Raw genomic sequence first — 24,495 nt, 5'->3', positions numbered from 1 at the left:
CCTGGTGCGGTTAAAGGTAACAACGGTTATTCACCCAAATAGATCTGTTTGATTTTTTCATCGTCCAGCATGTCGGCGGAGCGGCCGCTGTGGCTCAGGCGGCCGCTGTCCAATACGTAGGCGCGATCGGTGGACGCCAGCGCCAGGCGGGCGTTCTGCTCGACCAACAGCAGCGTGACGCCGTCACGGGCCAACTGCTTGATGACCGAGAAAATGGCCTCCACCACAATCGGCGCCAGCCCCATCGACGGTTCGTCCAATATCAGCAGCCGCGGGCGGCTGAGCAGCGCGCGGCCCATCGCCACCATCTGTTGTTCACCGCCGGAAAGCAGCCCGGCCGGTTGATGCAGGCGCTCGCTCAGCCGTGGGAAGGTGGCGCACACGCGTTCGAAATCTTGCCGCACCGCCGATGCGTCACGCCGCGCATAGGCGCCCAGCTGCAGGTTTTCTCGCACCGTCAGGCGGGTGAAAATGCCGCGTCCCTCCGGCACCATCACCAGCCCCTGTTGCAGCAAGCGGTGCGGCGGCATGCCGCGAATCGAACGGCCGTCGAACAGGATGTCGCCCTCAAACGGCTGCAGGCCGGTCAGCGCCCGCAGGCTGGAGGTTTTGCCCGCGCCATTGGCGCCGATCAGCGTCACCTGTTCGCTGGCGTTCACCGTGAAATCGATGCCTTTGACCGCATGAATGCCGCCATAAGACACTTTGAGTCGTTTAACGCTCAGCAGGGCTTCAGACATGCGCGCCACCTCCCAGATAGGCCTGAATGACCGCCGGTTCGCGCCGCACCTGCGCCGGTTCGCCTTCGGCGATCGCTTTACCGTAATCCAGCACCGTCAGCCGATCGCACAGACCCATCACCAGCTTGACGTCATGTTCAATCAGCAGCAGCGTTTTGCCGCTGTCGCGGATGCGCAGCAGCAGTTCGCGCAGCGCCACTTTTTCTCCGGCGTTCATGCCGGCCGCCGGTTCGTCCAGCGCCAGCAACCGGGGCTCGGTCGCCAGCGCGCGGGCAATCTCCAGCCGCCGCTGATGGCCGTAGGCGAGATCGCCGGCGCGGTAATGAGCGAATTGGCTGATGCCGACGTACTCCAGCAGCGCATGAGATTTATCGCGCACCGCCTGTTCCTCCTCCCTGGCGCGACGGTGCCGGGCGATCGCCGCCCACAGGCCGTTGCGGGTGCGCACGTGGCAGCCGACCATCACGTTTTCCAGCACGCTCATTTCATTGAACAACCGCAGGTTTTGGAAGGTGCGGGCAATGCCGGCCTGCGCCACTTTGTCGATCGCCTGGGGCTTATAGCGCTGGCCCGCCAGGCGGAATTCGCCCGCGTCGGCGCGATACAGGCCGGTGATCAGGTTGAAGCAGGTGGTCTTACCGGCGCCGTTCGGCCCGATCAGGCCGTAGATTTCCCCCTGGCGGATGCTCATGCTGACGTCATCCACCGCCGTCAGGCCGCCGAAACGTTTGCTGACGTGATTTAAAGCGAGCAGTGGCGTCATGCGGCGGTCCTCCCAGCATGGCGAGCCGGCCACAGGCCCGCCGGGCGATAAAGCATCACCAGGATCAACGCCAGGCCGTAAAACAGTTGGCGAATGATTTCCGGGTCGATCAGCACCTGACCGAACAGCGCCTGCTGCAGCGGCCCCATGCTGCTGCGCAGCAGCTCCGGCAGGGCGGCCAGCAGCAGCGCGCCCAGGATCACGCCGGGGATGTGCCCCATGCCGCCGAGCACCACCATCGCCAGTACGGCGATCGATTCCTGCAGAGTGAACGATTCCGGCGACACGAAGCCCTGAAACGCGGCAAACAACGCGCCGGCCACACCGCCAAAGGTGGCGCCGATGGCGAAGGCCAGCAGCTTGAAGTTGCGGGTATTGATGCCCATCGCCCGCGCGGCGTCCTCGTCTTCGCGGATCGCTGTCCATGCGCGGCCAATGCGCGAGTTTTGCAGCCGCAGGCTGATAAACAGGATCGCCAGAAGCAGCGCGGCGAACAGGTAGTAATAGAGATACAGCCCGGAGAAACGCACGCCGAACCACTCATGCATGCCGGAAAACTTCAGGCCGAACAGGCTGACCGGGTCGATGCCGGAAATGCCTTTAGGGCCGTTGGTGAGGTTGACCGGGCGATCGAGGTTACGCATCAGAATGCGCACGATCTCGCCGAAACCGAGCGTGACGATCGCCAGATAGTCGCCGCGCAGCCGCAGCGTCGGCGCGCCAAGCAGGATGCCGCACGCCGCCGCCAGCAGCGCCGCCAGCGGGATCAGCCACAGCATCGACAGGTGCAGCCCGTCGGGGAACCACTGCAGCAGCAGCGGGAATTGCTGCGTCAGATGCGGTGATGACAGCAGCGCGGCCAAATAGGCGCCGACGGCGTAAAAGGCGATAAAGCCCATGTCCAGCAACCCGGTCATGCCCACTACGATGTTCAGCCCGAGCGCCAGCATCAGGTACAGCAGGGCGAAGTCGACGACCCGCACCCAGTAGTTGCCGCCGGCGGCGCCCGCCACCCAGGGCGCCAGCAGCAGCGCGAGAATGAACAGCGTCAGCCCCAGCCTGGCGCGACGCGGCGTGGCCAGAGGAACGGGGGGAGTCAAAACGGTCATGGTGATGTCCTTATGCGCGCGTGGCGATGCGTTCGCCCAAGAGCCCGGAGGGGCGGAAGACCAGTACGGCGATCAGCACCAGAAACGCGAACACGTCCTGGTAGTTGCTGCCGAACACGCCGCCGGTCAGCTCGCCGAGATAGCCGGTGCCCAGCGATTCGAACAGGCCCAGCAGCAATCCGCCGAGCATCGCGCCGCGCAGGTTGCCGATGCCGCCGAGCACGGCGGCGGTAAACGCCTTGATGCCCGGCAGAAAGCCCATCGAGAAACCGGCGTTGCCGTAGTTGCTGGCCATCATGATGCCGGCCACCGCCGCCAGCGCGCCGCCGAGCGCAAAGGTCAGAACGATGATGCGGTCAGGACTGATGCCCATCAGGCCGGCGACCTGCGGGTTTTCCGCCGTGGCGCGCATGGCGCGGCCGAAACGGCTGTGTTCGACCAGCAGCCAGAGGCCGGCCATGACCGCCACGGCCACCGCCAGCGTGACGATCGCCGTGCCGGTGATCACCGCTGGCGCATGCCCGCCGCTGCCTGCAGTCAGGGCGATGGGGGTCATTGGCAGCAGCTGCGGAAACATCAGGGGATTGCGTGACCAGATCAGCATCGCCAGGGTTTGCAGCAGCAGCGAGACGCCGATGCCGCTGATCAGCGGAGCCAGGCGCGGCGCAGTGCGCAACCGGCGGTAGGCGAGACGCTCGATCGCCATCGAGGTAATAGCGCAGACCGCCATGGCGAACAGGGCCGCCAGCAGCAGCGTGGCGTACGGCGATAACGCGGGAAAGTGGTGTTGCAACACGCCGATCGCCGACAACGCGCTCAGCGCACCGACCATCAGCACGTCGCCGTGCGCGAAATTGATGATGCGCAGGATGCCGTACACCATGGTGTAACCGAGCGCGATCAGCGCATAGATGCTGCCGAGCATCAAACCGTTGACGGTTTGCTGTACCAGCGTATCCATAAGGAGAGTCCGGAGATAATGAGTCAGGAGGCTCACAGTAGAGAATTTAAAAAAATTGTAAAATACGGAAAAATACTTTCTTATACAAAAAACGAGTGATTTTAATACGTTGATTTTTATGTATATTGAACCCATCCCTTCAGTGTCGATCTCCCAAAAACAGTCAATATATGAAAAAAAAAGAACAGTACGATGAGCCATTGCCGATGCTGCCGAACGATCCGCCGCTGCGCGCCGTGCGGGCGTTCGAAGCCATCGCGCGCCTGGGTGGCATCAGCGCGGCGGCTAACGAGCTGATGATTTCGCCTTCGGCGGTCAGTCATCAACTCAAAACGCTGGAGGCATTTTTGCAGATGCCGTTGACCGAACGGCAGGGGCGTAACCTGGTGCTGCGCAGCGAGGGGCGGGAGTATTACCGTTCGATTCGCTCGGCGTTTAACGTGCTGCGCCAGGCGACCGAACACGTGCGCGAGCAGTCCGCATCGCGGCAGGTCACCATCAGCCTGATCCCGCTGTTCGGCATGGGCTGGTTCATTCCGCGGCTGCGTGGCTTTTTACGCGAAAATCCGGATATCGACATCAATGTGGTTTACGCCAACCACCGCAATTACCTGAGCGACGCCGCCGATCTGTCGATCCGCTTCGGGGTTGGGCAGTGGACCGGCTATCGCAGCGAAAAGCTGATGTCTGGCCAAATGGTGCCGGTGTGCAGCCGGGCATTCAGTAAACTGCACGGTTTGCTGGATACGCCGGATCAGCTGGCGACGCTGCCGCTGCTGCACGACGAGGAGCGCAATACCTGGATGCAATGGTTTCAGCTGGCCGGCGTTAAACGCCCGCTGCGCAGCATCGGGCCGATGTTTGAAGACGGATTGTTGACACTGGCGGCGGTGCAGGCGGGGCTAGGGTGCGCGTTGATGCGTGAACCGTTAATCGCCCAGTACCTTGAGAGCGGTGAGTTGATCAAAATGTTCGATCTGCCGATCGACGACGGCCGCGATTATTACCTGTGCGCTCGACTGGATAGCGAGCTGTCGCAGGAAGGCGAAAATCTGCGGCAATGGCTGCGGCGTGAGGCGGCGGCTCAGAACGTCGGGGAATAATCTACAACCAACGCGTCTTTCAGCACCTGGCGGCTTGCAGTAGAGTGCGGGTTCCTGTGTCGCGATAAGGTATGACGATGCTGTTCGATTTAAACCAGCAGGCGGACGAACTGCCCGAGGCCTGGCGTTCTGCCGTGCTGGGCCGCGTCGGTGCGGCCAATATCAAAGTGCTGCGCATGGACGCGCGCAGCATTGCGGATGAAGTGCATGATTACAGCGAAGGATTGCTGGTGATCAGCGGCCACCTGCGGCTGCAGGTGGCGGGGGAAGTGGTGGTGGTGCGCGCCGGCCAGCTGTATCAGGCCGCGGCCGGCGTGCCGCATCGCGTGTTGCCGGGCAGCGAAGGCACGCTGGTGATTGTCGATCTGCCGGATGATTAAGCGGCGCCCAGGACCGCCAGCGCCACCTTTACCGCTGCCAATAGCCGCTCTTCAGTGACGCCGTCACGTGCCTGAATCGACAGGCCGTGCAGGAAGACGGCGAAATAGTCACCCAGGCTGTCGGCGTCGGTATCGGCCGGCAATTCGCCGGTTTGCACCGCCTGCCGCAGCCGTTCGACGATCTGCTGCGTACGCTGCAACCGATGCTCTGCCAGCCAGGTTTTGAGCCCATCGTTTTCCGCACTGACACTGGCGGCGGCGGAGACCACCATGCAGCCCTGCGGCAGATCTGGCCGGCTGTAGAGGCGCACGGCATCTTCCAGCATACGTTGGATCGCCGGGCGAATGCCGCTTTCCTGCGCGAAGGCGCGATCGGCGAAGCCGCCTTCCTCGGTTTCGTAACTGGCGATTGCCTCGCGGAACAGCTGCTCTTTGGAGCCGAACGCCTTGTAGATGCGCGCGGAAGCAATGCCCAATTCCGCCACCAGATCCGACATCGAGGTGCCTTCGTAACCTTGCCGCCAAAATAAGTTTCGCGCCTTCAAGAGCGCCTGTTCGCGGTCGAACTCACGCGGTCTGCCAGCCATTCTCTGCTCCAATTTACCTGCCATTCAGCGACATAGGATCGCTTAAATCGGCGGGAATACCAATGTCTTTATAAATTTCGCTTGCGGTGAACTCGCTTTGCCCCTATTGTTTGTTAATCGACAACCAATAGGAGTTTACGATGAAAACCCTCAAAGGTCCAAGCCTACATCTCGCGCAGTTCAGCGATGAGACAGCGCCGTTCAACAGCCTGCCGGCCATCGCCGAGTGGGCGGCGCAAACCGGTTTTACCGCCTTGCAGATCCCGGCCTGGGATCGGCGTTTATTCGACGTGGCCACCGCCGCGGAAAGCCAAACATACTGCGACGATCTGACCGGCATGTTGGCGGAGCAGGGGTTGGTGGTCAGTGAATTGACCAGCCATATCTTCGGCCAGCTGATGGCGGTACACCCGGCTTACGATGCGCTGTTTGACAGCTTCGCGCCGCCGGCGCTGCAGGGCAATCCGCAGGCGCGCGGCGAGTGGGCGCGGCAGCAAATGCTGCTGGCGGTGAAGGCGTCGGCGCGGCTCGGGCTCAGCGAGCTGGGCACCTTTTCCGGTTCGCTGGCCTGGCCCTATCTGTTCCCGTTCCCACAGCGCCCGGAAGGATTGATCGACACCGCGTTCGACGAACTCGCCAAACGCTGGCTGCCGGTGCTCGACGCCTGCGAAGAACAGGGCATCAACCTGTGTTATGAGATTCACCCGAGTGAGGATCTGCACGACGGCGTGACGTTCGAGAAGTTTCTTGAGCGCGTCGGCAACCACCCGCGTTGTCGGGTGCTGTTCGATCCGAGCCATATGGTGCTGCAGCAGCTTAACTATCTGGAGTTTATCGATATCTATAAGGACGTTATCGGCATGTTCCACGTCAAGGACGCCGAGTTCAATCCGACCGGTCGCCAGGGCATTTACGGCGGCTATCAATCCTGGATCGATCGCGCCGGCCGCTTCCGCTCGCTGGGCGACGGCCAGGTTGATTTCAACGGCATCTTTTCGCGCCTGACGCAGTACGGCTATTCGGGCTGGGCGGCATTGGAGTGGGAATGTTGCCTGAAAAAACCGCAGGACGGCGCGCGCGAAGGCGCAGCCTTCATTCGCGATCGCATTATCCGCGTCACCGACAAAGTGTTCGATGACTTCGCCGGTGCGCCGGTCAGCCCGCAGCAGATCAACGCCTTGCTCGGCATTCGCTGAGCCCAACTTTTCAGGGAGTCACCCATGCAATATCTACAGAACGAGGTCCCGTTGGCGGATCTCGCGGCGGAACACGTCTATCTCCAGGTGAACGGCCGGCGCCTTCACTGCGTGGTGGCCGGTGAAGGGCGGCCGGTGCTGCTGATCCCCGGCTGGCCGCAAACCTGGTACACCTGGCGCCATGTGATGCAAGCGCTGGCGGCGGCCGGTTTTCAGGCGATCGCCGTCGATCCGCCGGGCATCGGCGATTCTGACAAGCCCGCTGGCGGCTACGACACCGGCAGCATCGGCGCGGTGTTGCACACAATGATGGCGCAACTGGGCCATGGACGTTACCAACTGGTTGGCCACGACATCGGCATGTGGATCGGTTACGCCATGGCGAGCGATTTCCCGCAGGCGGTGGAGCGTCTGGTGCTGACGGAGGCCGTGATCCCCGGGCTGGCGCCGCCGCCGCCGATTTTCGTTGCGCCGGAGGAGAACATCTTCCTGTGGCATTTCATGTTCAATCAACTGGCGGATTTGCCGGAGACCCTGACCCAGGGGCGCGAACGGGAGTATCTTGGCTATATCTTCAACCGCTGGTCCTATCGGCGCGATCGGGTGGCGGCGGAGGTGTATATCGCCGCCTATTCGGCACCGGGCGGCCTGCGCGCCGGATTCGACTATTACCGGGCGATCCCGGAGACCGTGCGGCAGAACCGGCTGCGCGCCGCTACGCCCTTGACGATGCCGGTGTTGACGGTGGGAGCGGAGCACGCCACCGGCGACGCACCGCTGACGACGCTACAGGGCAATGCGCACGATCTGCGGGGCGAAACCGTCGCCGGCTGCGGCCATTTCATCACCGAGGAGTGTCATGAGGAATTTATTGCACTGATTACGTCATTCCTGGCGGGAGAGCCGTATGCCGCTTGATGAACGCATCGCCGCCTTTTTGACGGCATCGGCCGACGTGCCACCGCCCGCTTCGCTGGCGGCAATGCGCGCGGCCACGGAAACCGGTTTACGCCAGCTGCAGGGCGAGGCGGAACCGAGCGGCGGCGTCAGGGACCATACGGTGGTCGCCGCCGATGGACACCGGATTGCACTGCGCGCCTATCTACCGGCGGGGGAAAACGGCACGACCGCGCAGCCGGCGATGCTGTTCGCCCACGGCGGCGGCTGGTGCCTCGGCTCACTGGCGTTGTACGATCGGCCCTGTCAGGCGTTGGCTAACGCCACCGGCCGGGTGATCCTGTCGGTTGACTATCGTCTGGCGCCGGAATACCCGTTTCCACAGCCGCTGGAAGATGTCTATCAGGCGCTCTGCTGGGTGGCACAACGGGCGCCGCAGTTGGGGATTGACGCGCAGCGCCTGGCAGTGGGCGGTGATAGCGCAGGGGGCAATCTGGCGGCGGCGGTCGCACTGTTGGCGCGGGATCGCAGCGGCCCGTACATCGAACGTCAGCTGCTGCTGTACCCGGCGCTCAGCCGCGAGATGACGACGACGAGCTATCACGAGTTTGCCGAGGGGCACTTTCTGACGCGCGACGCGATGGGGTTTTGTTGGCAGCAGTATCTGGGCCAGCGGCGCGATCCCGGCGCGGAACCGTTGTATGCCGCCACGCTGCGCGGGTTACCGCCGGCCACCATCCTGAGCTGCGAATACGATCCGCTGCGCGATGAGGCCGAGCAGTATGCGCAGCGGCTACGCGAGGCGGGCGTGCCGGTGCGCTGCGAACGGTTGCCGGGCATGGTGCATGCCTGTATTCACATGCTGGGGCTGACCCCGGCGGCGCGGCAGCTGTTCGAACTGGCCGGTGAGTAATAAATATCCTCCGGCATAGCCGGAGGTTTTTCATATGCGCCTATAAGGCTCTCTTGCCAGCTGCGCCCTAACAGGCGCATCGCGATCTGACATTTGCTTCTATCGGTTACTTACGACCCGTAAACGGGCTACCTGGATAGGGGATCGACAACTGCTCACCCATCTTATCCTCTTCCAGTTGGTGCTTTATGTATTCTTGTATCTTGGCTGTATTTTTACCCACCGTATCAACGTAATACCCTCGACACCAAAACTCCCTGTTACGGTATTTGAACTTCAAATCCCCAAACTGCTCATAAAGCATCAGGCTGCTCTTGCCCTTCAGATACCCCATAAACCCCGATACACTCATCTTGGGGGGAATTTCCAGAAGCATATGGATGTGATCCACACAACATTCCGCCTCCAGAATATTCACGCTTTTCCATTCACAAAGCTTTCTTAAGATACTGCCAATTGCTCTGCGCTTTTCCCCGTAGAACACCTGTCTTCGGTACTTCGGCGCAAATACTATGTGATATTTACAGTTCCAGCGCGTGTGCGCTAAGCTCTTTTCGTCCCTCATAGGGACCCCCTTTTGATTTCTTGTTGAACGTTCGCAGTTGCCAGACCGCAAACTGTTTTAACAAATCAAAAGGGGTCTTTATAACTGGCTCAAAGCTGAAAGCTTTACGGAACCCCCAGCCTAGCTGGGGGTTTTTGCATACAAAAAAAAGCCCCGCATTGCGGGGCTTCTGGCTATTCATCCGCCGGGCGATTATCGGCCGGCGACGGTGACAAAGCGCGTTTCCAGGTAGGATTCGATCGCTTCGCTGCCGCCTTCGGTGCCGTGGCCGGAGTCTTTCACGCCACCAAACGGCGTTTCCGGCAGGCCGAAACCGATGTGGTTGATGCTCAGCATGCCGCTCTCCACGTCACGCCCCAGCGCATTGACGGTGGCGATGTTGCGGCTGTAAGCGTAGGCGGCCAGCCCGTACGGCAGGCGGTTGGCTTCGGCGATCGCCTCGTCATAGGTAGCGAACGGGCGCAGCAGGGCGACCGGGCCAAACGGCTCTTCCGACATGGCGTGCGCGCTCAGCGGCACGTCGCGTAGCACCGTCGGCTCGAAGAAGTTGCCTTTGCCCGCCACGCGCTTGCCGCCGGTGCTGGCCTTCGCCCCGTGGGCGACGGCATCCTGCACCAGCGCCTCGATATTGTCGACGCTGCGGCCCAACACCATCGGCCCCATCGTCACGCCGTCTTCCAGCCCGTTGCCGAGCTTGAGTTCACGCACCGCGGCGGTGAATTTTTCCACGAAGGCCTCATAAACGCCTTGTTGGATCAGGAAGCGGGTCGGGGCGATACAGACCTGGCCGGCGTTGCGGAACTTGGACTGCGCCAGCTCTTTGGCCGCCGCGTCGAGATCGGCATCGTCGAAGATCAGCACCGGCGCGTGGCCGCCCAGTTCCATGGTGGCCTTTTTCATATGCTGGCCGGCCAGCGCCGCCAAATGCTTGCCCACGCGAGTGGAGCCGGTGAAGGAGATCTTGCGAATGGTCGGATGGGGGATCAGGTATTCCGAAATGTCCGCCGGGGTGCCATACACCAGCGCGATCACCCCGGCCGGAATACCGGCGTCGGCGAAGGCTTTGATCAGTTCAGCCGGTGAGGCCGGCGTTTCTTCAGGGCCTTTGACGATGATGGAACAGCCCGCCGCCAGCGCGGCGGACAGCTTGCGCACGATCTGGTTGATCGGGAAGTTCCACGGCGTGAAGGCGGCCACCGGGCCGACCGGCAGCTTGAGGGTTTGCTGCTGTACATCGCGGGCGCGGGAAGGAATGATCTGCCCGTAGGTGCGGGTGGCTTCGCCGGCGAACCAGTCGATAACGTCGGCGGCGTTGAGAATTTCGACTTTGGCCTGCGCCACCGGTTTGCCCTGTTCCTGCGTCATGACGGCGGCGATGGCGTTGGCGCGTTCGCGCAGCAGCGCCGCGGCTTTGCGCATCAGGTTGGCGCGCTGGTGCGCGGCGGTGTCGCGCCAGACGTTAAATCCGCGCTCGGTGGCGGCCAGCGCCAGATCGAGATCCTCTGCGGCGGCATGCGCCACTTGACCGATGACCTCGTCGGTAGCGGGATTGGTGACCGGCAGGGTTTTTCCGGCCAGTGCGCTGCGCCATTGTCCATCGATATACAGTTGAGTATCCGGATACATTGTTGCCTCTTGTTTGCGGAGTGTCAGGGGCCGATGAGCTTCGCGATGCGGCCCGTCTGAAAGGGACAGGGGCCTTAACCCTACGCCGAATGGCGGCGATCGTCCAGGCGAGGGGCACGAAAGGAGCAGGGCGGCTACTCAACCGGCGATGTTTTGGCTATGCTGAGCAGATTGTCAGCACGGATGAGGAGGTCGGGTGCAAGGGGTTCCACAACAGTTTCCGTTCGAGAAGGACTGCGCGCAGTTCCGGCATTTGTCGCATCTGCCCGGCGTCGAACTCTATCAGGCGCATATCGAACGCTATGCCTTCGAGCCGCATACCCACGACGCCTTCGCCATCGGCACCGTGGACACCGGGGCGGAGCGTTTTCGCTATCGCGGGGCGCAGCACCTGGCGGCGCCGGGCGCGCTGGTGCTGATGAACCCGGACGAACTGCACACCGGCGAAGCCGAAACGCCGGGCGGCTGGTGTTATCGCATGCTCTACCTGGCGCCCGAGGCGCTGGAGCAGTTGTCCGGCGATCGGTGCCAGTGGTTTACCGATGCGGTGCGCCACGATCCGCGGGCGGCGCAGCGCCTGTCCGCCATTCTCGCCACGCTGTGGCAAACCGACGATCCGCTCACGCTCGACGGCCTGCTGTTGGAGGCGGTCGAGCTGTTGCACCCGCACATCCGCACCGGGCGGCGAGAGAAAGCCGAGGCGGCGCACCGTTTCGAGGTGGTGAAAAGCTACCTGCACGATAACTTCGCCGAGGCCGTGACCCTCAACCAGCTGGCCGATCTGGTATCGCTCAGCCCGTACCATTTCCTGCGCAAGTTCAAGGCCGAATATCACGTCTCGCCGCAGCAGATGCTGATGGCGATCCGGCTGTCGCAGGCCAAACGCATGCTGGAGCGCGGCATGCCCGCTGCACAGGTGGCGGCGGCGGCGGGGCTGACCGATCAGGCTCACCTGACGCGCGCCTTCGCCAACCGTTACGGCGTCACGCCAGTGCGTTTCCAGAAACAGGTGAAATTGGGCTAAAACAGCAACCTGCTACAATAATTCCTCCCCGCGTTTTCGTTACTCTGCCGCTGTCTTGTCGGGCGGGTTGGCCGCGCCGGCCGTTTGTCGGAGTCGTTATGTTGATTGGCGTTGTGTTTGCCCTGGCCGCCGGGCTGATGTGGGGACTGATTTTCGTCGGTCCGCTGCTGGTGCCGGATTATCCCGCCGCGCTGCAGTCCACCGGGCGCTATCTGGCCTTCGGGCTGATCACCCTGCCGCTGGCGTGGTTCGATCGCCGCCGCCTGCGCAAGCTGCGGCGCCAGGATTGGCTGGAAGCGCTCAAGCTGACGGCCATCGGCAATCTGCTGTACTACCTGTGCCTGGCCAGCGCCATTCAGCGTACCGGCGCACCGGTATCGACCATGATCATCGGCACCTTGCCGGTGGTGATCGCCATCTGCGCCAATCTGTTTTACGGGCGGCACGACGGGCGCCTGGCCTGGAGCAAGCTGGCGCCGGCGCTGCTGTTGATCGTCTGCGGGTTAGCGTGCGTAAACATCGCCGAACTGCGCGGCAATGCGGTGCCGATCGACGGCTGGCGCTATCTCAGTGGCCTTGGGTTGGCCGCGTTGGCGGTGGCGTGCTGGACCTGGTTTCCGCTGCGCAATTCGCGTTGGCTGCGGGATAACCCGACGCAGCGGCCGGCCACCTGGGCCACGGCGCAGGGGCTGGTGACGCTGCCGCTGGCGCTGCTGGGCTATCTGGCGGTCTGCGGCCAATTGGCGCTGAGCGAACCGGCGTTTGCCTTGCCGTTCGGCCCGCGCCCCGAGGTATTTATCCCACTGATGCTGGTTATCGGCGTGTTCTGCTCCTGGCTGGGGGCGCTGTGCTGGAACGAAGCCAGCCAGCGGCTGCCGACGGTGTTGGTGGGGCCGCTTATCGTGTTCGAAATTCTGGCGGGGTTGGCCTATACCTTTCTGCTGCGCCAGGCCTGGCCGCCGCTGCTGACATTGGCCGGGATCGTTTGCCTGATCGCCGGCGTGGTGTACGCCATGCGTATCAAGCCGCAGCCGGTGGTGGTGGCGCTGGAGGACAAGCAGGGGTGACGCCCGCCGCGAAGGCGGGCGCGAGGGTTAACGCTTGCTGTGGTGAATGATTTCTTCGGCCACGTTGCGCGGCGCTTCGGCGTAGTGGCTAAATTCCATGGTGTAGGTGGCGCGGCCCTGCGACATCGAACGCAGGGTGGTCGAGTAACCGAACATCTCGGACAGCGGCACCTTGGCGCGAATTTCCTTGCCGCCGCCGCCCGGGATCTCTTCCATACCCTGTACTAGACCGCGGCGTGAGGAGAGGTCGCCCATCACGTTGCCGGCATAATCTTCCGGCGTTTCCACTTCTACCGACATGATCGGCTCAAGGATCACCGGGTCCGCCAGGCGGCAGGCCTCCTTGAAGCCGAAGATCGCCGCCATGCGGAACGCCTGTTCCGACGAGTCGACATCATGGTAAGAACCGAAGGTCAGGTGTACCTTGACGTCCACCACCTGATAACCGGCCAGCACGCCGTTATTCAGCGCCTCAAGCACGCCTTTTTTCACCGCCGGGATAAACTCGCCTGGAATGACGCCGCCCTTGATCTCATCGAAGAACTCGAAGCCTTTGCCAGGGTCGTTGGGTTCGACGGTCAGCACCACGTGGCCGTATTGCCCTTTACCGCCGGACTGGCGCACGAACTTGCCTTCCACGTCGGTTACCCGTTTGCGGATGGTTTCGCGGTACGACACCTGCGGCTTGCCGGTGGTAGTCTCCACCCCGAACTCGCGGCGCATGCGATCGACGATGATCTCCAGGTGCAGCTCGCCCATGCCGTAGATAATGGTCTGGCCGGATTCTTCATCGGTGCGCACGCGGAACGACGGATCTTCCGAAGAGAGCCGCTGCAGCGCAATGCCCATTTTCTCCTGGTCGCCCTTGGTCTTCGGCTCGATCGCTTGGGCGATCACCGGTTCGGGGAAGGTCATGCGCTCCAGCGTGATGATGGCGCCAGGGTCGCACAGCGTATCGCCGGTGGTGACGTCCTTCAGGCCGACGCAGGCGGCGATGTCGCCGGCGTGCAGTTCGTCGATGTCCTTACGATCGTTGGCGTGCATCTGCACGATGCGGCCGATGCGCTCCTTTTTGCCCTTGATTGGGTTGTAAACGCTGCTGCCTTTGGCCAGCACCCCGGAGTAGACGCGCACGAAGGTGAGTTGGCCGACGAACGGATCGGTCATCAGTTTGAACGCCAGCGCCGAGAATTTTTCGTTGTCGTCGGCTTTGCGAGTGATGATTTCATCATGTTCACCGTGGCCTTCCATCGGCGGCACGTCGAGCGGCGAGGGCATCAGTTCAATTACCGCGTCCAGCATGCGCTGCACCCCTTTGTTGCGGAACGCCGACCCGCACAGCATCGGCTGGATTTCGCCGGCGACGGTGCGCACCCGCAGCCCGTGAACGATCTCCTCTTCGCTCAGCGGCACCTGGTTGAGGTATTTCTCCATCAGTTCTTCCGACGCTTCGGCGGCGGCCTCAATCATGTTTTCACGCCACTCCTGTGCCGAGTCGCGCAGCTCTGCCGGGATCTCTTCGAAGCTGAAGTTCATGCCCTGCGAGGCCTCGTCCCACAGAATGGCTTTCATCCGCACCAGATCCACCACGCCGCTGAAGTGATCTTCGGCGCCGATAGGGATAACGATAGGCACCGGGTTGGCTTTCAGGCGCTCGATCATCATTTTGCGCACGCGGAAAAAATCCGCGCCGATGCGGTCCATCTTGTTGACGAACGCCAGCCGCGGCACTTTGTACTTGTTGGCCTGGCGCCAGACGGTTTCCGACTGCGGCTGCACGCCGCCCACCGAGTCATAGACCATCACGGCGCCGTCCAGCACGCGCATCGAACGCTCCACTTCAATGGTGAAATCGACGTGCCCGGGGGTGTCGATGATATTGATGCGATGCTGCGGATAATTATGCTGCATGCCGTTCCAGAAGCAGGTGGTGGCCGCCGAGGTGATGGTGATGCCGCGCTCCTGTTCCTGCGCCATCCAGTCCATGGTCGCCGCGCCGTCATGCACTTCACCCAGCTTGTGGCTGACCCCGGTGTAAAACAGAATCCGCTCGGTGGTGGTGGTCTTGCCGGCATCGATATGCGCGGAGATGCCGATATTGCGGTAACGTTCGATAGGGGTGGTGCGAGCCATAATTAACCTTTCTTAGCCGCATGAAGGAGAGCGGCTTAAACAGCATGGATAATGATGATAATCCTCATAGGGTTATCCGCCGGATTGCAGAGCCTCGCTCTGGTCACAAACTAATCGTAGTAGAAGGCGTTAGTTTTTTTAAGCGATGGCTGTGATAGATGAAAGTTTGCGCGCATAACGGCGCCGGTGCAGAAAAGGGCGAAAAAAAAGGCCCGTAACGGGCCTATTGTCGTAGGGCGCATTCGCCGCTTATTTGCGTCCCAGCAGGAAGCCGAAAACGATGCCGACCGCTGCTGCAACGGCTACGCCGGCCAGCGGGTTGGCTTCCACCTGCGTTCTTACGCTGTCCGCTGCGTCACGGGCGGCATAGCTGGCCTGAGAGGCGTATTTGCGCGCCGCGCCGCGCACCTGATGCTCCGGCGAATCAACGGCTTTGCCGAACGCTTCTTGTACCGCGCCTGCGGCTTCATTGGCTTTGTCTTCCGCTTTACCAAACATGCTGCTCTCCTGTTCCTTGTGGGTTAACGAACACTAAGCCTAGCAGGTGAATGGCATTTTTTGCAGCATTCTGTGCGTTATAAGATCAATCTGAGCAAAGAAAAGTCTTTCCATACGCACGGCGTCGGCTTCACCCGCGCGTTTTTTTATGTTCTATTGGCTAGCGGTTTAACCGAGAATCTTTACCCTTTGACCGATTCGTTGAGTTGAAAGGACTCCCCATGTCAGTACTGCGTATTCTGGCGCTGTTCGCCGCGACTGCCGCCGCGTTGCCCGCCCTGGCCAAGCCGGTGGCTCACGGCACGGCGCTCGAGAACGGCATTCGTTGGCAATCTTGTCTCAACAGCGGTTTTCAGCGCTGGTTCGATGAGGCGCCACCGCCGGGGCTGCGCTGCGGTTACCTCGAGGTGCCGTTAGCCTACGCCACGCCGCCCGCCCATGCGGCGCAGGCGGGCGAACAGACCGTGCGTCTGGCACTGACCCTGCAGCCCGCTACCGGGCCGAAAAAGGGCAGCGTAGTGATGATCAGCGGGGGCCCAGGCCTGCCGGGCATCAACCCCTATCTGGGCAACGACGCCCACGTCGCCAAGCTGCGAAAATCCTACGATATCATCGGTTACGATCCGCGCGGCGTCGGTCAGTCGACGCCGAAAATTTCTTGTCAGCTGGCCGAAGGCGACGAAACCCCGACGCCGGACGATAACGACGTGGCCGGCGCGGAGAATCAGACGCGCACCCTGATTGCCGCCTGCATCAAACAAACCGGCGCGGACGTGTTGCAACACATCGGCACCGACGAGGCGGTCAACGATCTGAACGCAATCCGCCACGCGCTGGGCGAACCGGGGCTGACGGCGGTGGCATACTCTTACGGCACCAAGGTGGCGGCGCTGTATGCCGAACGTTTTCCGAAGAAAACACGCGCGCTGGTGCTGGACGGGGTGGTGGATCTGGCGGAGGACGATTTCACCCAGCGCATGAACCAGGAGCGGGGCTTCCAGCAAAGCTTCCTGCGCTTCGCCGCCTACTGCGGCAAAACCGACAGCTGCCAGCTGGGCGGCGGCGCTAATCAGGCGCTGCAGCGCTATCATGCCTTACTGCGCAAGCTGCACGATCAACCGTTCGTTACCGCCGCGGGCTATGAAATCTCCGCCGACGATGTGCTGACGGTCACGCGTTCGCTGCTGCTGTGGCCGGAGCGCTGGCATGAGCTGGCGACCGTGCTGCGTCAACTCGATGCCGGCATCGCCGGGCAGCAGGTTTCCGATCTGATTGACGAAAGCTATTCGCCGGATGCCGATGACGCCCTGAACGTCATCACCTGCGCCGACGTCGCCAACCCGACAGCCGATCCGCAGCAGTTGCGCAGGCAGCGGCAGGAGATCAATACCGCCGCTTTGTACGCTCACTACCTGCCGCTACACGAGTATCCGCTGGAAATGTGCGATCTATGGCCGTACCGCGGCAAAGATCGGCCGCACACTCCGGTGGCGTCCGCCGCGCTGCCGCCGCTGCTGTTCGTCGCCCAGCGCTACGATCCGACCACGCCGTACCGCAACGCCCAGGTGATGGCCGCCGCCTTTAAAAGCCCGCTGTTCACCCGCGAACGCGACGGACATACGCTGGCGCTGAACGGCATCGACAGCTGCGTTGACGAAAGCGTGGTGGAGTATCTGCTGGCGCCGAAAAAGCCGCGCCGCGACAAGGTTTGCCGCTGAGGAGGCCGGAGCAGCCCGGCCACAAGAGAGTCAGCCGGCGAAAATATGCGCCTGGCCCATCACGTTGAGATTGACTTGTGCACCGGGCCGCAGGCCTTCGCGGCTGACGGTTTTGATCTCGAGCTGTGCGCCGGTGGCCGCCATTTGCAGATTGAGGGTGGAGACGAAGCCGGCGAAATCGATGCCGGTGATCACCGCCTGGCCGCGCTGCGCCGGATCAGACAAACCGATTTGAATCTGCTCCGGGCGCAGCATGATGCGCGCTGAGCCGCTGCGTTGGCGATCGTCGACGGCGATGCGCCCCAATGCGCAGTCTGCCCAGCCCTGCGCCAGTTCGGCGGTCAGCACCAGCGTTTCGCCAAGGAAACTGGCGGTCGGTTCATCGACCGGGCGCAGATAGAGATCTTGCGGCGCGCCCACCTGCGCCAGCCGGCCGTTGCGCATCACCGCCACCTGATCGGCGAACGACAGCGCCTCGCTCTGATCGTGCGTAACCAGAATCGACGCCACTTTGGCCTCCGTCAGCAGTTCGGCCACCGCTTTGCGGGTGGCGGCGCGCAGGCCGGTATCCAACGCCGAGAACGGCTCATCCAGCAACATCAGCCGAGGTTGTTGCGACAAAGCGCGCGCCAGCGCGACCCGCTGCTGCTGTCCGCCGGACAACTCGTGCGGCCACAGCGCGGCCAGGCGGCGATCCAGCGCTACCATTTCCATCAGCGCCTCAATACGGTGCTGTTTCTCGCGTTTGCTTCCTTTAAGGCCAAAACCGATGTTGCCGGCAACGGTAAAGTGCGGGAACAGTGCGCCATCCTGCGGGACGAAGCCGATGCCGCGCAGATGCGCCGGCACCCAGCCGCCGCCGTTGCCCATGGCTTGCCCTTGCAGCAGGATCTGGCCGCCGTCGGGGATTTCAAAGCCGGCGATGATGCGCAGCAGGGTGGTTTTGCCGGAGCCGGAAGGGCCGACGATCGCCGTGCGGCTGCCGGCGGCAACCTGTAGGTCGATGTGTTCCAGCACCCTGATGGCATTGTAAGATTTTCCGATACCGTGCAGTTCGAGCGTGCTCATAGTCCCGCCGTACGTTTAGATTGAGAGTAAAGAAGCCAGGTGAGCGGCAGCGACAGCGCCACCATAATCAGCGCATAAGGCGCGGCGGCGACATAGTCTATCTCGCTGGTCAGCGCCCAAAATCCGGTGGCCAGCGTGCGGGTACCGTTCGGCGCCAGCAGCAGCGTGGCGGTCAGTTCATTGGCGATCGCCAGAAACACCAGCGCGGCGCCCGCAGCGGCGCCCGGCGCCGCCAGCCGCAGCGTGGTGCTCCACAGCGCCTGCGCCGGCGATTTGCCGAGGCTGCGCGCCACGTTTTCCAATTCCACCGGCGCCTGTGCGATACCGGCGCGCAGATTGATCAGCGCCCGCGGCATAAACATCAGCAGATATGCCAGCAGCAGGGTGATTTCGGTCTGGTAAATCGGCCGGAAGCTGTGAATGGTGATGGTCACTAGCGCCAGCGCCACCACGATACCAGGCAGCGAGCTGGTCACGTAGTTGCAGCCTTCCAGCACCCGATACAGCCGGGCCGGATAGCGTACCGACAGCCAGGCCATCGGAATGGCGCACAGCGTAATCAACAATGCGCCAGCGGCGGACAGCGACAGCGTTTGCCACAGCGCGGGCCACAGCTCGGCGTTACGCCACACCTCGAATCCACCCAGCCACAGCCAGCGGGCCAGGGTGATGAAAGGCACGCCCAGCGCCAACGCGGTCAGCGCGATCGGCAGCAGCAGCGCCAGTGCGGCGAACGGCGCTGACAGGCGACGCGGCGTTTGGCTGCGGGCGCTGCCGGAACCGACGCGGGCATAGCGCGCGCGGCCGCGGCTTATCGCCTCAAGCAACAGTAACCCCAGGCAGCACAGCACCAACACGCCGGCCAGCATGTTGGCCGCCGGGCCGTTGAAGGTCGACTGGAACTGATCGAAGATCGCGGTGGTAAAGGTATCGAAACGGATCATGGCGTACAGGCCATACTCCGCCAGCAGGTGCAGCGCGATCAGCAACGAACCGCCCCAGACCGCCAGCTTCAGCTGCGGCAGCACCACGCGGAAAAACACCGCCGGCGGCCGGGAACCAAGCGAGGTAGCGACGTCTTCGATACCGGGATCCAGACGGCGCAAGACCGCGGCGGCCGGTAGGTAAATGAACGGGAAATAGGCGAGCACCGAGATGAAAACGCCGGCGCCCAGGCCGTGCATCGACGGCACCAGGCTGATCCAGGCATAGCTTTGCACAAAGGCCGGCACCGCCAGCGGCGCGGTGGCCAATACCGCCCAGAGACGGCGGCCCGGCAGCGTGGTGCGTTCGGTCAACCAGGCCAGGGCCACGCCCAGCACGGCGCAAATCGGCAGCGTCAACACCACCAACAGTAGGGTGTTCAACAGCAGTTCCGCCACGCGTGGGCGGAAAACCAGAGCTTTGACCATTTGCCAGCCGGTTTCAAACGCCACGCCGATAACGAATCCCAGCGGCAACAGCGCCAGCAGCGACAGCAGCACAGCGCTGGCCACCACGATCGCCCCTGGCCGCGGGTGACGGGGGACAACAGAATAACGCCGCGCGGTCTGCGCGGCGTGGGTACTCAGGTTTGACATAACGATCAAAAACTCTCGGTTTGCCGGCGGGCCTTACAGCAGGCCGGCCTCGGTCATCAGTTCGACCACTTTTTTACTGTTCAGCTGCGCGGCGTCTACTTTCGGTGCGTCCAGATCTTTCAGCGGCACCAGTTTCGGGTTGGAGGCCGCACCGACGCCGACGGCGTATTCGAAGGCATTGTTGGTGCGCAGGATCTCCTGGCCCTGTTTGCCGGTGATCCACTTGATGAAGGCCTGCGCCTGCTGCTGATGCTTGCTGGAAGCCAGCACGCCGCCGCCGGAGATGCTGACGAATGCGCCCGGATCCTGATGTTTGAAGTAATACAGCTTGATGTTTTTGCTGTTCTCGCCGGTTTTAGCGCCGTCGACGAACGGGTAGTAATGATAGATCACGCCGCTGTCGATCTGGCCGGCATTGACCGCTTTCATCACCGTGCTGTTGCCCTTATAGGCGGTGAAATTGGTTTTCATCGCTTTCAGCCACTCCAGCGTGGCTTTCTCGCCTTTCAGCGCCAGCAGCGCGCTGACGATCGCCTGGAAATCGGCGCCCGATGGTGAAGCGGCCCAGCGGCCTTTCCATTCCGGCTTGGCCAGATCCAGCAGCGACTTCGGCAACTGCGCGTCGGTCAGTTTGGCCGGGTTGTAGACGAACACGGTAGAGCGGGCGGCGATGCCGGTCCAGCGGCCGTGGCTGGGGCGATATTGCGGCTCTACCTGGGCCAACGTCGCGGCGTCCAGCGGGGCGAACAGCTTGGCATTATCCACCAACACCATCGCCGGGGAGTTTTCCGTCAGGAACACGTCGGCAGGCGAGGCGCTGCCTTCCTGCACCAGCTGATTGCCCAGCTCGCTGTCGCCGCCGTTGCGCAGCGTGACTTTGATGCCGGTGTCTTTGGTAAACCCGTCGACCCAGGATTTCACCAGATTTTCATGCTGGGCGTTGTAAATAACGATGCCCTGGTCGGCGGAGGCCGCCTGAGCGCCAAAGGCCAGCATCATCGAGGAGGCGAGCAGGGCGACGGGGCCGAGAGATGAAATACGCAGCTTCATGCAGTTATCCTTTTTAGCGTTCGAATGAAGAAAACGAATATCGCCTGGCAAGCGCAAGCAGGCCGATTTTAGCCAAGAACATCAATAATGATAGTGAAAACGATTCGTATTAAATTATTTTTGACGATCGCTCACAAAATGAATTGCCCTAAGGATACGTTAAGCTTCGGCTGGAATAATCTATATTGATTGCCTGAATTTATGTCACCGCCGATTCACGGCGTTCCCGGCGGCAATGCCGGTCTCCGCGTTTATCCTCGTGTTCTTTATCGTTCCGTCACCAGTACTCCTTTGATAATGAAAGAAATTCAACACCGCTTTTGGTTATGACTCATAGCGATTAATGATTTAATTTATTCCACTGCCTCATTGCATATTGAACGCGATAAAACACTCATCAGGGATATCGACGTGAAATATTCATTCAATAGCAAGAAATTGGCTGGTTTAATCATCCTGGCTTTTAACGCGACGGTCGCACAGGCGGCCGAGGTGCCGGCGGGCGCTAAACTGGCGGCGGCGCAAGAACTGGTGCGCGCCAACGGGTATGAACCGGCGACGCTGGATCCAAACCTGGCCGAGAGCAATGTGGAGTTCTACATCTTCAACGATCTGTTCGAAGGCTTGCTGCGCGTCGGAAAAGACGGCGAAGTGATCCCGGCGCTGGCACAGAAGTGGGAGCACCAGGGCAACGTCTGGACTTTCCATCTGCGGCCGCAGGCCAAGTGGTCGAACGGCGATCCGGTCACCGCCGACGATTTCGTCTACAGTTGGCAGCGCCTCACCGATCCGAAAACCGCGTCGCCGTACGGCAGCTATCTGGCTTCGGCCTACGTGCTGAACGCGGCGGCGATCAACGCCGGCAGCAAGCCACCGAGCGAGCTGGGCGTCAGGCGCTGAATCTGGCGCTGGATAAAGAGATCATCGCCGGCAAGGTGCTGGGATATGGCCAGCAGCCGGCCTGGACCTTTACCCCAACGAGGGCGGGCGGCTATCGCCTGCAGCCCGGCGCCGCGGCCGGCTGGACGCCGGAACAACGGCACGCCCAGGCGAAGCAACTGCTGGCGCAGGCCGGTTTCAACGCCGAGCATCCGCTGCGCTTTACCGTGCTGTACAGTAACGACGCCACCATCAAGAAGATCGTCATCGCCGCCGCCGCCATGTGGAAAAAGAACCTCGGGGTAGAGGCCACCTTGCAAAGCCAGGAGCGTAAAGTGACGCTGGATAATATCAACCGCGGGCAGTACGGCGTGGCCTTTACTCGATGGCTGGCGGATTACAACGATCCGTCTACTTTCCTGAACGTGTTCCGTTCCGACAGCAGCGAAAACAGCCCCAAATACCGCAATCCGGAGTACGATCGCATTCTGCATCAGGCGACGGCGGCGCCGACACCGCAGCAGGTGCAGCAGTATTTCCAGCAGGCCGAGGCGGTGCTGGCCGTCGATACGCCGGTCGCGCCGGTGTACTACGAAGCCAACGCCACGCTGGTCAAACCTTACGTGAAGGGGATCGACTTTACCCGTCAGGGCGCGCTATACGATAAAAACGTCTACATTCTCGCGCACTGAGAAATAAAAAAACGGCTGATTTATATCAGCCGTTTTTATAGATTCACATTTAATAAAATTATCCTAAATACTCCATAAACGACGGGCAATCTTTTCTTCCCGCCGGATAAAACAACGCCTATACTGCGCCGGTAGTTTATATGCAGTATCTCGTTTGGCGAGGCTCCTATACAAACACAGGTTACTGATCTGACGACATCGAGAGATGCCCAAGGTTAAGACAGGCTTTATCGGATTAAGGTTCAGCCCAAAGTAACTTCCGAGCAACAATTCGGATACGTTGTATAGTGCTAAAACCTGGACGCGGAGATAGGCAGTCTGCACTCCCTCTGTGGTTACGCCCCTATGCGATTCGCTGTTGAAGTTCACAACAGAAATAGGGACTGACAAAATGATCAAGTCACATCAATACTCTTCTTCTCCGGCGCTGCGCGCGACTGAAACTCTCGATGAAACTTCAGTTGCCGGTTATATGAACGCCGATTTTATTACCGTTCCCTCGACGATGACGGTCACGCATGCCCGGGAATATTTACTTTCGCAGCTAAAAACGGACGAAATTCCCACCCGGGTCTTTATTACCGCGGACGACTATCATTTGCGCGGCACGCTGTCGGTGAAAAAACTGCTGCAGTGCGACGATGAGGATAAAGCGGTCGGCGTAATGATGGATTACAGCTATTTCCAGGTTTCACCCGACGACGATCGCAATGACGTGGCGCATCTGCTGGGCAAAGGCGGTTTGGACGTGGTGCCGGTCGTGGCGAACAACACGCTGGTCGGCGTGCTGGGCGAGCGCGAGATCGCTCGGCTGGTCGAAGATGAAAACACCGAAGACGCGCAGCGTCAGGGCGCGAGCCTGCCGCTGGACAAGCCTTATCTGGAGACCAGCCCGTGGGCGCTGTGGCGCAAACGCTCGGTGTGGCTGCTGATGTTGTTCGTGGCCGAAGCTTACACCGGCAACGTGCTGAAAGCGTTTGAAGATCAGCTCGAAGCGGCGATTGCGCTGGCGTTCTTCATCCCGTTGCTGATCGGCACCGGCGGCAACAGCGGCACTCAGATCACCTCGACGCTGGTGCGTGCTATGGCGCTGGGCGAGGTCAGCCTGCGCAATCTGGGCGCAGTGATCCGCAAAGAGGTCACGACCTCGCTGCTGATCGCCGTCACCATCGGTCTGGCGGCCTGGGTGCGCGCCTGGATCATGGGCGTCGGCATGGAGGTGACGCTGGTGGTCAGCCTGTCGCTGGTGGCGATCACCGTATGGAGCGCCATTGTTTCGTCGATCATCCCGATGCTGCTGAAACGGCTCGGTATCGATCCAGCGGTGGTGTCGGCGCCGTTTATCGCCACCTTTATCGACGGCACCGGCCTGATTATTTATTTCAAAATCGCCCAGCACGTCCTGGGAATTTAAACGGGTCCCGCGCTTGAAAGCGCGGGAATGTTGCCAAAAAGAGGAGGACGTTAAAAAACCATGGATACCGACCAACCCCGATATTTAACGCAAGGGGCTTTTATCGATAACATTTAACCTGAGGACAAAATAATGGGAAACATGACTATTTTTATGGGATTCCTGGCAATGATCAGCTCTCTGGGCCTGTTGGCGGCCTATATGAGCACCAAATGGGATGATTGATGAACGCTAAAGATCCGCCTAGATGCATCCTCCCCGTAACCGCTATTTATTATGGGGAGGATTTAGTGGCGCGCTGAACGCGCGGCCTGATACGGGAGTTGATAATAATGACGATTCTTATTTTGGGATTGCTCTACGCCATTTTAATGATCTCGGTGGGCGTTAATGAGATTTATTTTTATTCCACCGGAAAATCCAATTTTCTTACTAGCCTCATGCTGACATTCTCTGGCAGTATGCTGCTGATCGCCTTTGTCTGGCAATTATCCGCTAAAGTAAAAAAATAAATCACCGTCTGAATGTGAGC

The 24,495-nt window shown here is 61.2% G+C and carries 23 protein-coding genes, 1 pseudogene and 1 riboswitch; of the genes and pseudogenes, 12 read left to right on the top strand and 12 right to left on the bottom strand.

Translation table 11 applies throughout. From position 1 onward, the window contains the following. Positions 1-26: 26 nt before the first annotated feature. From GUC32_RS12545 to GUC32_RS12530, 4 genes are read right to left on the bottom strand one after another with little or no spacing between them, the layout of a single operon-like run. A complete protein-coding gene (locus GUC32_RS12545) occupies positions 27-740 on the bottom strand; it encodes an ABC transporter ATP-binding protein (RefSeq protein ID WP_025302935.1) in 714 nt (237 codons plus the stop codon). Then, positions 733-1,503: an ABC transporter ATP-binding protein gene (locus tag GUC32_RS12540; RefSeq protein WP_025302934.1), complete on the bottom strand. Its 771-nt coding sequence runs from the start codon at positions 1,501-1,503 to the stop codon at positions 733-735. Before GUC32_RS12540 ends, GUC32_RS12545 begins: the two co-directional genes overlap by 8 nt. Then, entirely contained in the window at positions 1,500-2,612 is a 1,113-nt protein-coding gene (locus GUC32_RS12535; RefSeq protein ID WP_025302933.1) for an ABC transporter ATP-binding protein, read from the bottom strand. Before GUC32_RS12535 ends, GUC32_RS12540 begins: the two co-directional genes overlap by 4 nt. Positions 2,613-2,622: 10 nt before the next feature. Further along, entirely contained in the window at positions 2,623-3,573 is a 951-nt protein-coding gene (locus GUC32_RS12530) for a branched-chain amino acid ABC transporter permease (RefSeq protein WP_043143464.1), read from the bottom strand. A 170-nt stretch (positions 3,574-3,743) separates the two neighbouring features. Between GUC32_RS12530 and GUC32_RS12525 the strand changes: the two genes are divergently transcribed. Both GUC32_RS12525 and GUC32_RS12520 read left to right on the top strand, forming a co-directional pair. Continuing rightward, positions 3,744-4,676, top strand: coding sequence for a LysR substrate-binding domain-containing protein (locus tag GUC32_RS12525; protein ID WP_369435245.1), 933 nt, complete (start codon positions 3,744-3,746; stop codon positions 4,674-4,676). 77 nt (positions 4,677-4,753) lie between these two features. Further along, positions 4,754-5,056, top strand: a complete 303-nt coding sequence (locus GUC32_RS12520) for a cupin domain-containing protein (RefSeq protein ID WP_060447724.1) — start codon at positions 4,754-4,756, stop codon at positions 5,054-5,056. Here GUC32_RS12520 and GUC32_RS12515 read toward each other — a convergent pair. After that, the gene (locus GUC32_RS12515; RefSeq protein WP_049207519.1) at positions 5,053-5,643 is read right to left on the bottom strand and encodes a TetR/AcrR family transcriptional regulator; all 591 of its coding nucleotides are present in this window, start codon (positions 5,641-5,643) and stop codon (positions 5,053-5,055) included. The two genes, GUC32_RS12520 and GUC32_RS12515, sit on opposite strands and share 4 nt — an antisense overlap. Positions 5,644-5,783: 140 nt before the next feature. On the opposite strand from GUC32_RS12515, the gene GUC32_RS12510 reads away from it, so the two are divergent. The 3 genes from GUC32_RS12510 to GUC32_RS12500 are packed head-to-tail and all read left to right on the top strand — an operon-like array spanning position 5,784 to position 8,649. Then, complete coding sequence (locus GUC32_RS12510; RefSeq protein WP_049295680.1) at positions 5,784-6,839, top strand: sugar phosphate isomerase/epimerase; 1,056 nt, start codon at positions 5,784-5,786, stop codon at positions 6,837-6,839. 24 nt (positions 6,840-6,863) lie between these two features. Next, on the top strand, positions 6,864-7,757 hold the full coding sequence (locus GUC32_RS12505; RefSeq protein WP_025302927.1) for an alpha/beta fold hydrolase: 894 nt from the start codon (positions 6,864-6,866) through the stop codon (positions 7,755-7,757). Next, a complete protein-coding gene (locus GUC32_RS12500; protein ID WP_025302926.1) occupies positions 7,747-8,649 on the top strand; it encodes an alpha/beta hydrolase in 903 nt (300 codons plus the stop codon). Before GUC32_RS12505 ends, GUC32_RS12500 begins: the two co-directional genes overlap by 11 nt. Positions 8,650-8,755: 106 nt before the next feature. On the opposite strand, the gene tnpA is transcribed toward GUC32_RS12500, so the two are convergent. Continuing rightward, the gene (gene tnpA, locus GUC32_RS12495; RefSeq protein WP_141997679.1) at positions 8,756-9,214 is read right to left on the bottom strand and encodes an IS200/IS605-like element IS1541B family transposase; all 459 of its coding nucleotides are present in this window, start codon (positions 9,212-9,214) and stop codon (positions 8,756-8,758) included. A 192-nt stretch (positions 9,215-9,406) separates the two neighbouring features. Continuing rightward, positions 9,407-10,840, bottom strand: a complete 1,434-nt coding sequence (locus tag GUC32_RS12490) for an NAD-dependent succinate-semialdehyde dehydrogenase (RefSeq protein WP_369435244.1) — start codon at positions 10,838-10,840, stop codon at positions 9,407-9,409. 196 nt (positions 10,841-11,036) lie between these two features. Here GUC32_RS12490 and GUC32_RS12485 point away from each other — a divergent pair, with 196 nt between their 5' ends. Both GUC32_RS12485 and GUC32_RS12480 read left to right on the top strand, forming a co-directional pair. After that, on the top strand, positions 11,037-11,864 hold the full coding sequence (locus GUC32_RS12485; protein ID WP_049207528.1) for an AraC family transcriptional regulator: 828 nt from the start codon (positions 11,037-11,039) through the stop codon (positions 11,862-11,864). Between the two features lie 98 nt (positions 11,865-11,962). Continuing rightward, on the top strand, positions 11,963-12,931 hold the full coding sequence (locus GUC32_RS12480; RefSeq protein ID WP_149569996.1) for a DMT family transporter: 969 nt from the start codon (positions 11,963-11,965) through the stop codon (positions 12,929-12,931). Between the two features lie 27 nt (positions 12,932-12,958). Here the strand turns inward: GUC32_RS12480 and fusA are convergent, their stop codons facing one another. Both fusA and GUC32_RS12470 read right to left on the bottom strand, forming a co-directional pair. Further along, positions 12,959-15,064, bottom strand: coding sequence for an elongation factor G (gene fusA / locus GUC32_RS12475; protein ID WP_025302922.1), 2,106 nt, complete (start codon positions 15,062-15,064; stop codon positions 12,959-12,961). Positions 15,065-15,313: 249 nt separating this feature from the next. Further along, positions 15,314-15,562: a CsbD family protein gene (locus tag GUC32_RS12470; RefSeq protein ID WP_016927634.1), complete on the bottom strand. Its 249-nt coding sequence runs from the start codon at positions 15,560-15,562 to the stop codon at positions 15,314-15,316. Positions 15,563-15,783: 221 nt separating this feature from the next. Here GUC32_RS12470 and GUC32_RS12465 point away from each other — a divergent pair, with 221 nt between their 5' ends. Continuing rightward, a complete protein-coding gene (locus GUC32_RS12465; protein ID WP_369435243.1) occupies positions 15,784-17,280 on the top strand; it encodes an alpha/beta hydrolase in 1,497 nt (498 codons plus the stop codon). A gap of 30 nt (positions 17,281-17,310) precedes the next feature. Here GUC32_RS12465 and GUC32_RS12460 read toward each other — a convergent pair whose 3' ends face one another. From GUC32_RS12460 to GUC32_RS12450, 3 genes are read right to left on the bottom strand one after another with little or no spacing between them, the layout of a single operon-like run. After that, positions 17,311-18,348, bottom strand: a complete 1,038-nt coding sequence (locus GUC32_RS12460) for an ABC transporter ATP-binding protein (RefSeq protein ID WP_025302920.1) — start codon at positions 18,346-18,348, stop codon at positions 17,311-17,313. Further along, a complete protein-coding gene (locus tag GUC32_RS12455; protein ID WP_099817247.1) occupies positions 18,345-19,928 on the bottom strand; it encodes an iron ABC transporter permease in 1,584 nt (527 codons plus the stop codon). Before GUC32_RS12455 ends, GUC32_RS12460 begins: the two co-directional genes overlap by 4 nt. 33 nt (positions 19,929-19,961) lie before the next feature. Continuing rightward, the gene (locus GUC32_RS12450) at positions 19,962-20,978 is read right to left on the bottom strand and encodes an iron ABC transporter substrate-binding protein (RefSeq protein WP_049205664.1); all 1,017 of its coding nucleotides are present in this window, start codon (positions 20,976-20,978) and stop codon (positions 19,962-19,964) included. A gap of 411 nt (positions 20,979-21,389) precedes the next feature. Between GUC32_RS12450 and GUC32_RS12445 the strand changes: the two are divergent. The 4 genes and pseudogenes from GUC32_RS12445 (at position 21,390) to GUC32_RS12430 (ending at position 24,475) form a co-directional block, all read left to right on the top strand. Then, positions 21,390-22,549: pseudogene (locus GUC32_RS12445) on the top strand (ABC transporter substrate-binding protein). A 142-nt stretch (positions 22,550-22,691) separates the two neighbouring features. Then, positions 22,692-22,865, top strand: a riboswitch (M-box (ykoK) riboswitch). 75 nt (positions 22,866-22,940) lie between these two features. Further along, positions 22,941-23,963 (top strand): magnesium transporter, encoded by a 1,023-nt coding sequence (locus GUC32_RS12440; RefSeq protein WP_369435242.1) that lies wholly within the window; start codon positions 22,941-22,943, stop codon positions 23,961-23,963. A 132-nt stretch (positions 23,964-24,095) separates the two neighbouring features. Next, complete coding sequence (gene mgtS / locus GUC32_RS12435) at positions 24,096-24,188, top strand: protein MgtS (RefSeq protein ID WP_004938109.1); 93 nt, start codon at positions 24,096-24,098, stop codon at positions 24,186-24,188. A 107-nt stretch (positions 24,189-24,295) separates the two neighbouring features. Continuing rightward, on the top strand, positions 24,296-24,475 hold the full coding sequence (locus GUC32_RS12430) for a hypothetical protein (RefSeq protein ID WP_025302915.1): 180 nt from the start codon (positions 24,296-24,298) through the stop codon (positions 24,473-24,475). The last annotated feature ends 20 nt before the right edge of the window (positions 24,476-24,495 follow it).

The sequence above is a fragment of the Serratia sp. NGAS9 genome, from assembly GCF_009905295.1.
In the GTDB taxonomy this organism is placed as follows: Bacteria; Pseudomonadota; Gammaproteobacteria; order Enterobacterales; family Enterobacteriaceae; genus Serratia; species Serratia bockelmannii.
Note: the sequence above shows the minus strand (reverse complement) of the source record. Positions and strands in the feature narration are given on the sequence as shown.

Bases quoted from the DNA above. Each gene is read 5' to 3' on its own strand.
- GUC32_RS12530 (WP_043143464.1), bottom strand. From the start codon at position 3,573: ATGGATACGCTGGTACAGCAAACCGTCAACGGTTTGATGCTCGGCAGC.
- GUC32_RS12450 (WP_049205664.1), bottom strand. From the start codon at position 20,978: ATGAAGCTGCGTATTTCATCTCTCGGCCCCGTCGCCCTGCTCGCCTCC.
- GUC32_RS12540 (WP_025302934.1), bottom strand. From the start codon at position 1,503: ATGACGCCACTGCTCGCTTTAAATCACGTCAGCAAACGTTTCGGCGGC.
- GUC32_RS12480 (WP_149569996.1), top strand. From the start codon at position 11,963: ATGTTGATTGGCGTTGTGTTTGCCCTGGCCGCCGGGCTGATGTGGGGA.
- GUC32_RS12465 (WP_369435243.1), top strand. From the start codon at position 15,784: ATGTCAGTACTGCGTATTCTGGCGCTGTTCGCCGCGACTGCCGCCGCG.
- fusA (WP_025302922.1), bottom strand. From the start codon at position 15,064: ATGGCTCGCACCACCCCTATCGAACGTTACCGCAATATCGGCATCTCC.
- mgtS (WP_004938109.1), top strand. From the start codon at position 24,096: ATGGGAAACATGACTATTTTTATGGGATTCCTGGCAATGATCAGCTCT.
- GUC32_RS12520 (WP_060447724.1), top strand. From the start codon at position 4,754: ATGCTGTTCGATTTAAACCAGCAGGCGGACGAACTGCCCGAGGCCTGG.
- GUC32_RS12455 (WP_099817247.1), bottom strand. From the start codon at position 19,928: ATGTCAAACCTGAGTACCCACGCCGCGCAGACCGCGCGGCGTTATTCT.
- GUC32_RS12490 (WP_369435244.1), bottom strand. From the start codon at position 10,840: ATGTATCCGGATACTCAACTGTATATCGATGGACAATGGCGCAGCGCA.
- GUC32_RS12460 (WP_025302920.1), bottom strand. From the start codon at position 18,348: ATGAGCACGCTCGAACTGCACGGTATCGGAAAATCTTACAATGCCATC.
- tnpA (WP_141997679.1), bottom strand. From the start codon at position 9,214: ATGAGGGACGAAAAGAGCTTAGCGCACACGCGCTGGAACTGTAAATAT.
- GUC32_RS12470 (WP_016927634.1), bottom strand. From the start codon at position 15,562: ATGTTTGGTAAAGCGGAAGACAAAGCCAATGAAGCCGCAGGCGCGGTA.
- GUC32_RS12510 (WP_049295680.1), top strand. From the start codon at position 5,784: ATGAAAACCCTCAAAGGTCCAAGCCTACATCTCGCGCAGTTCAGCGAT.
- GUC32_RS12535 (WP_025302933.1), bottom strand. From the start codon at position 2,612: ATGACCGTTTTGACTCCCCCCGTTCCTCTGGCCACGCCGCGTCGCGCC.
- GUC32_RS12545 (WP_025302935.1), bottom strand. From the start codon at position 740: ATGTCTGAAGCCCTGCTGAGCGTTAAACGACTCAAAGTGTCTTATGGC.
- GUC32_RS12430 (WP_025302915.1), top strand. From the start codon at position 24,296: ATGACGATTCTTATTTTGGGATTGCTCTACGCCATTTTAATGATCTCG.
- GUC32_RS12515 (WP_049207519.1), bottom strand. From the start codon at position 5,643: ATGGCTGGCAGACCGCGTGAGTTCGACCGCGAACAGGCGCTCTTGAAG.
- GUC32_RS12505 (WP_025302927.1), top strand. From the start codon at position 6,864: ATGCAATATCTACAGAACGAGGTCCCGTTGGCGGATCTCGCGGCGGAA.
- GUC32_RS12500 (WP_025302926.1), top strand. From the start codon at position 7,747: ATGCCGCTTGATGAACGCATCGCCGCCTTTTTGACGGCATCGGCCGAC.
- GUC32_RS12440 (WP_369435242.1), top strand. From the start codon at position 22,941: ATGATCAAGTCACATCAATACTCTTCTTCTCCGGCGCTGCGCGCGACT.
- GUC32_RS12525 (WP_369435245.1), top strand. From the start codon at position 3,744: ATGAAAAAAAAAGAACAGTACGATGAGCCATTGCCGATGCTGCCGAAC.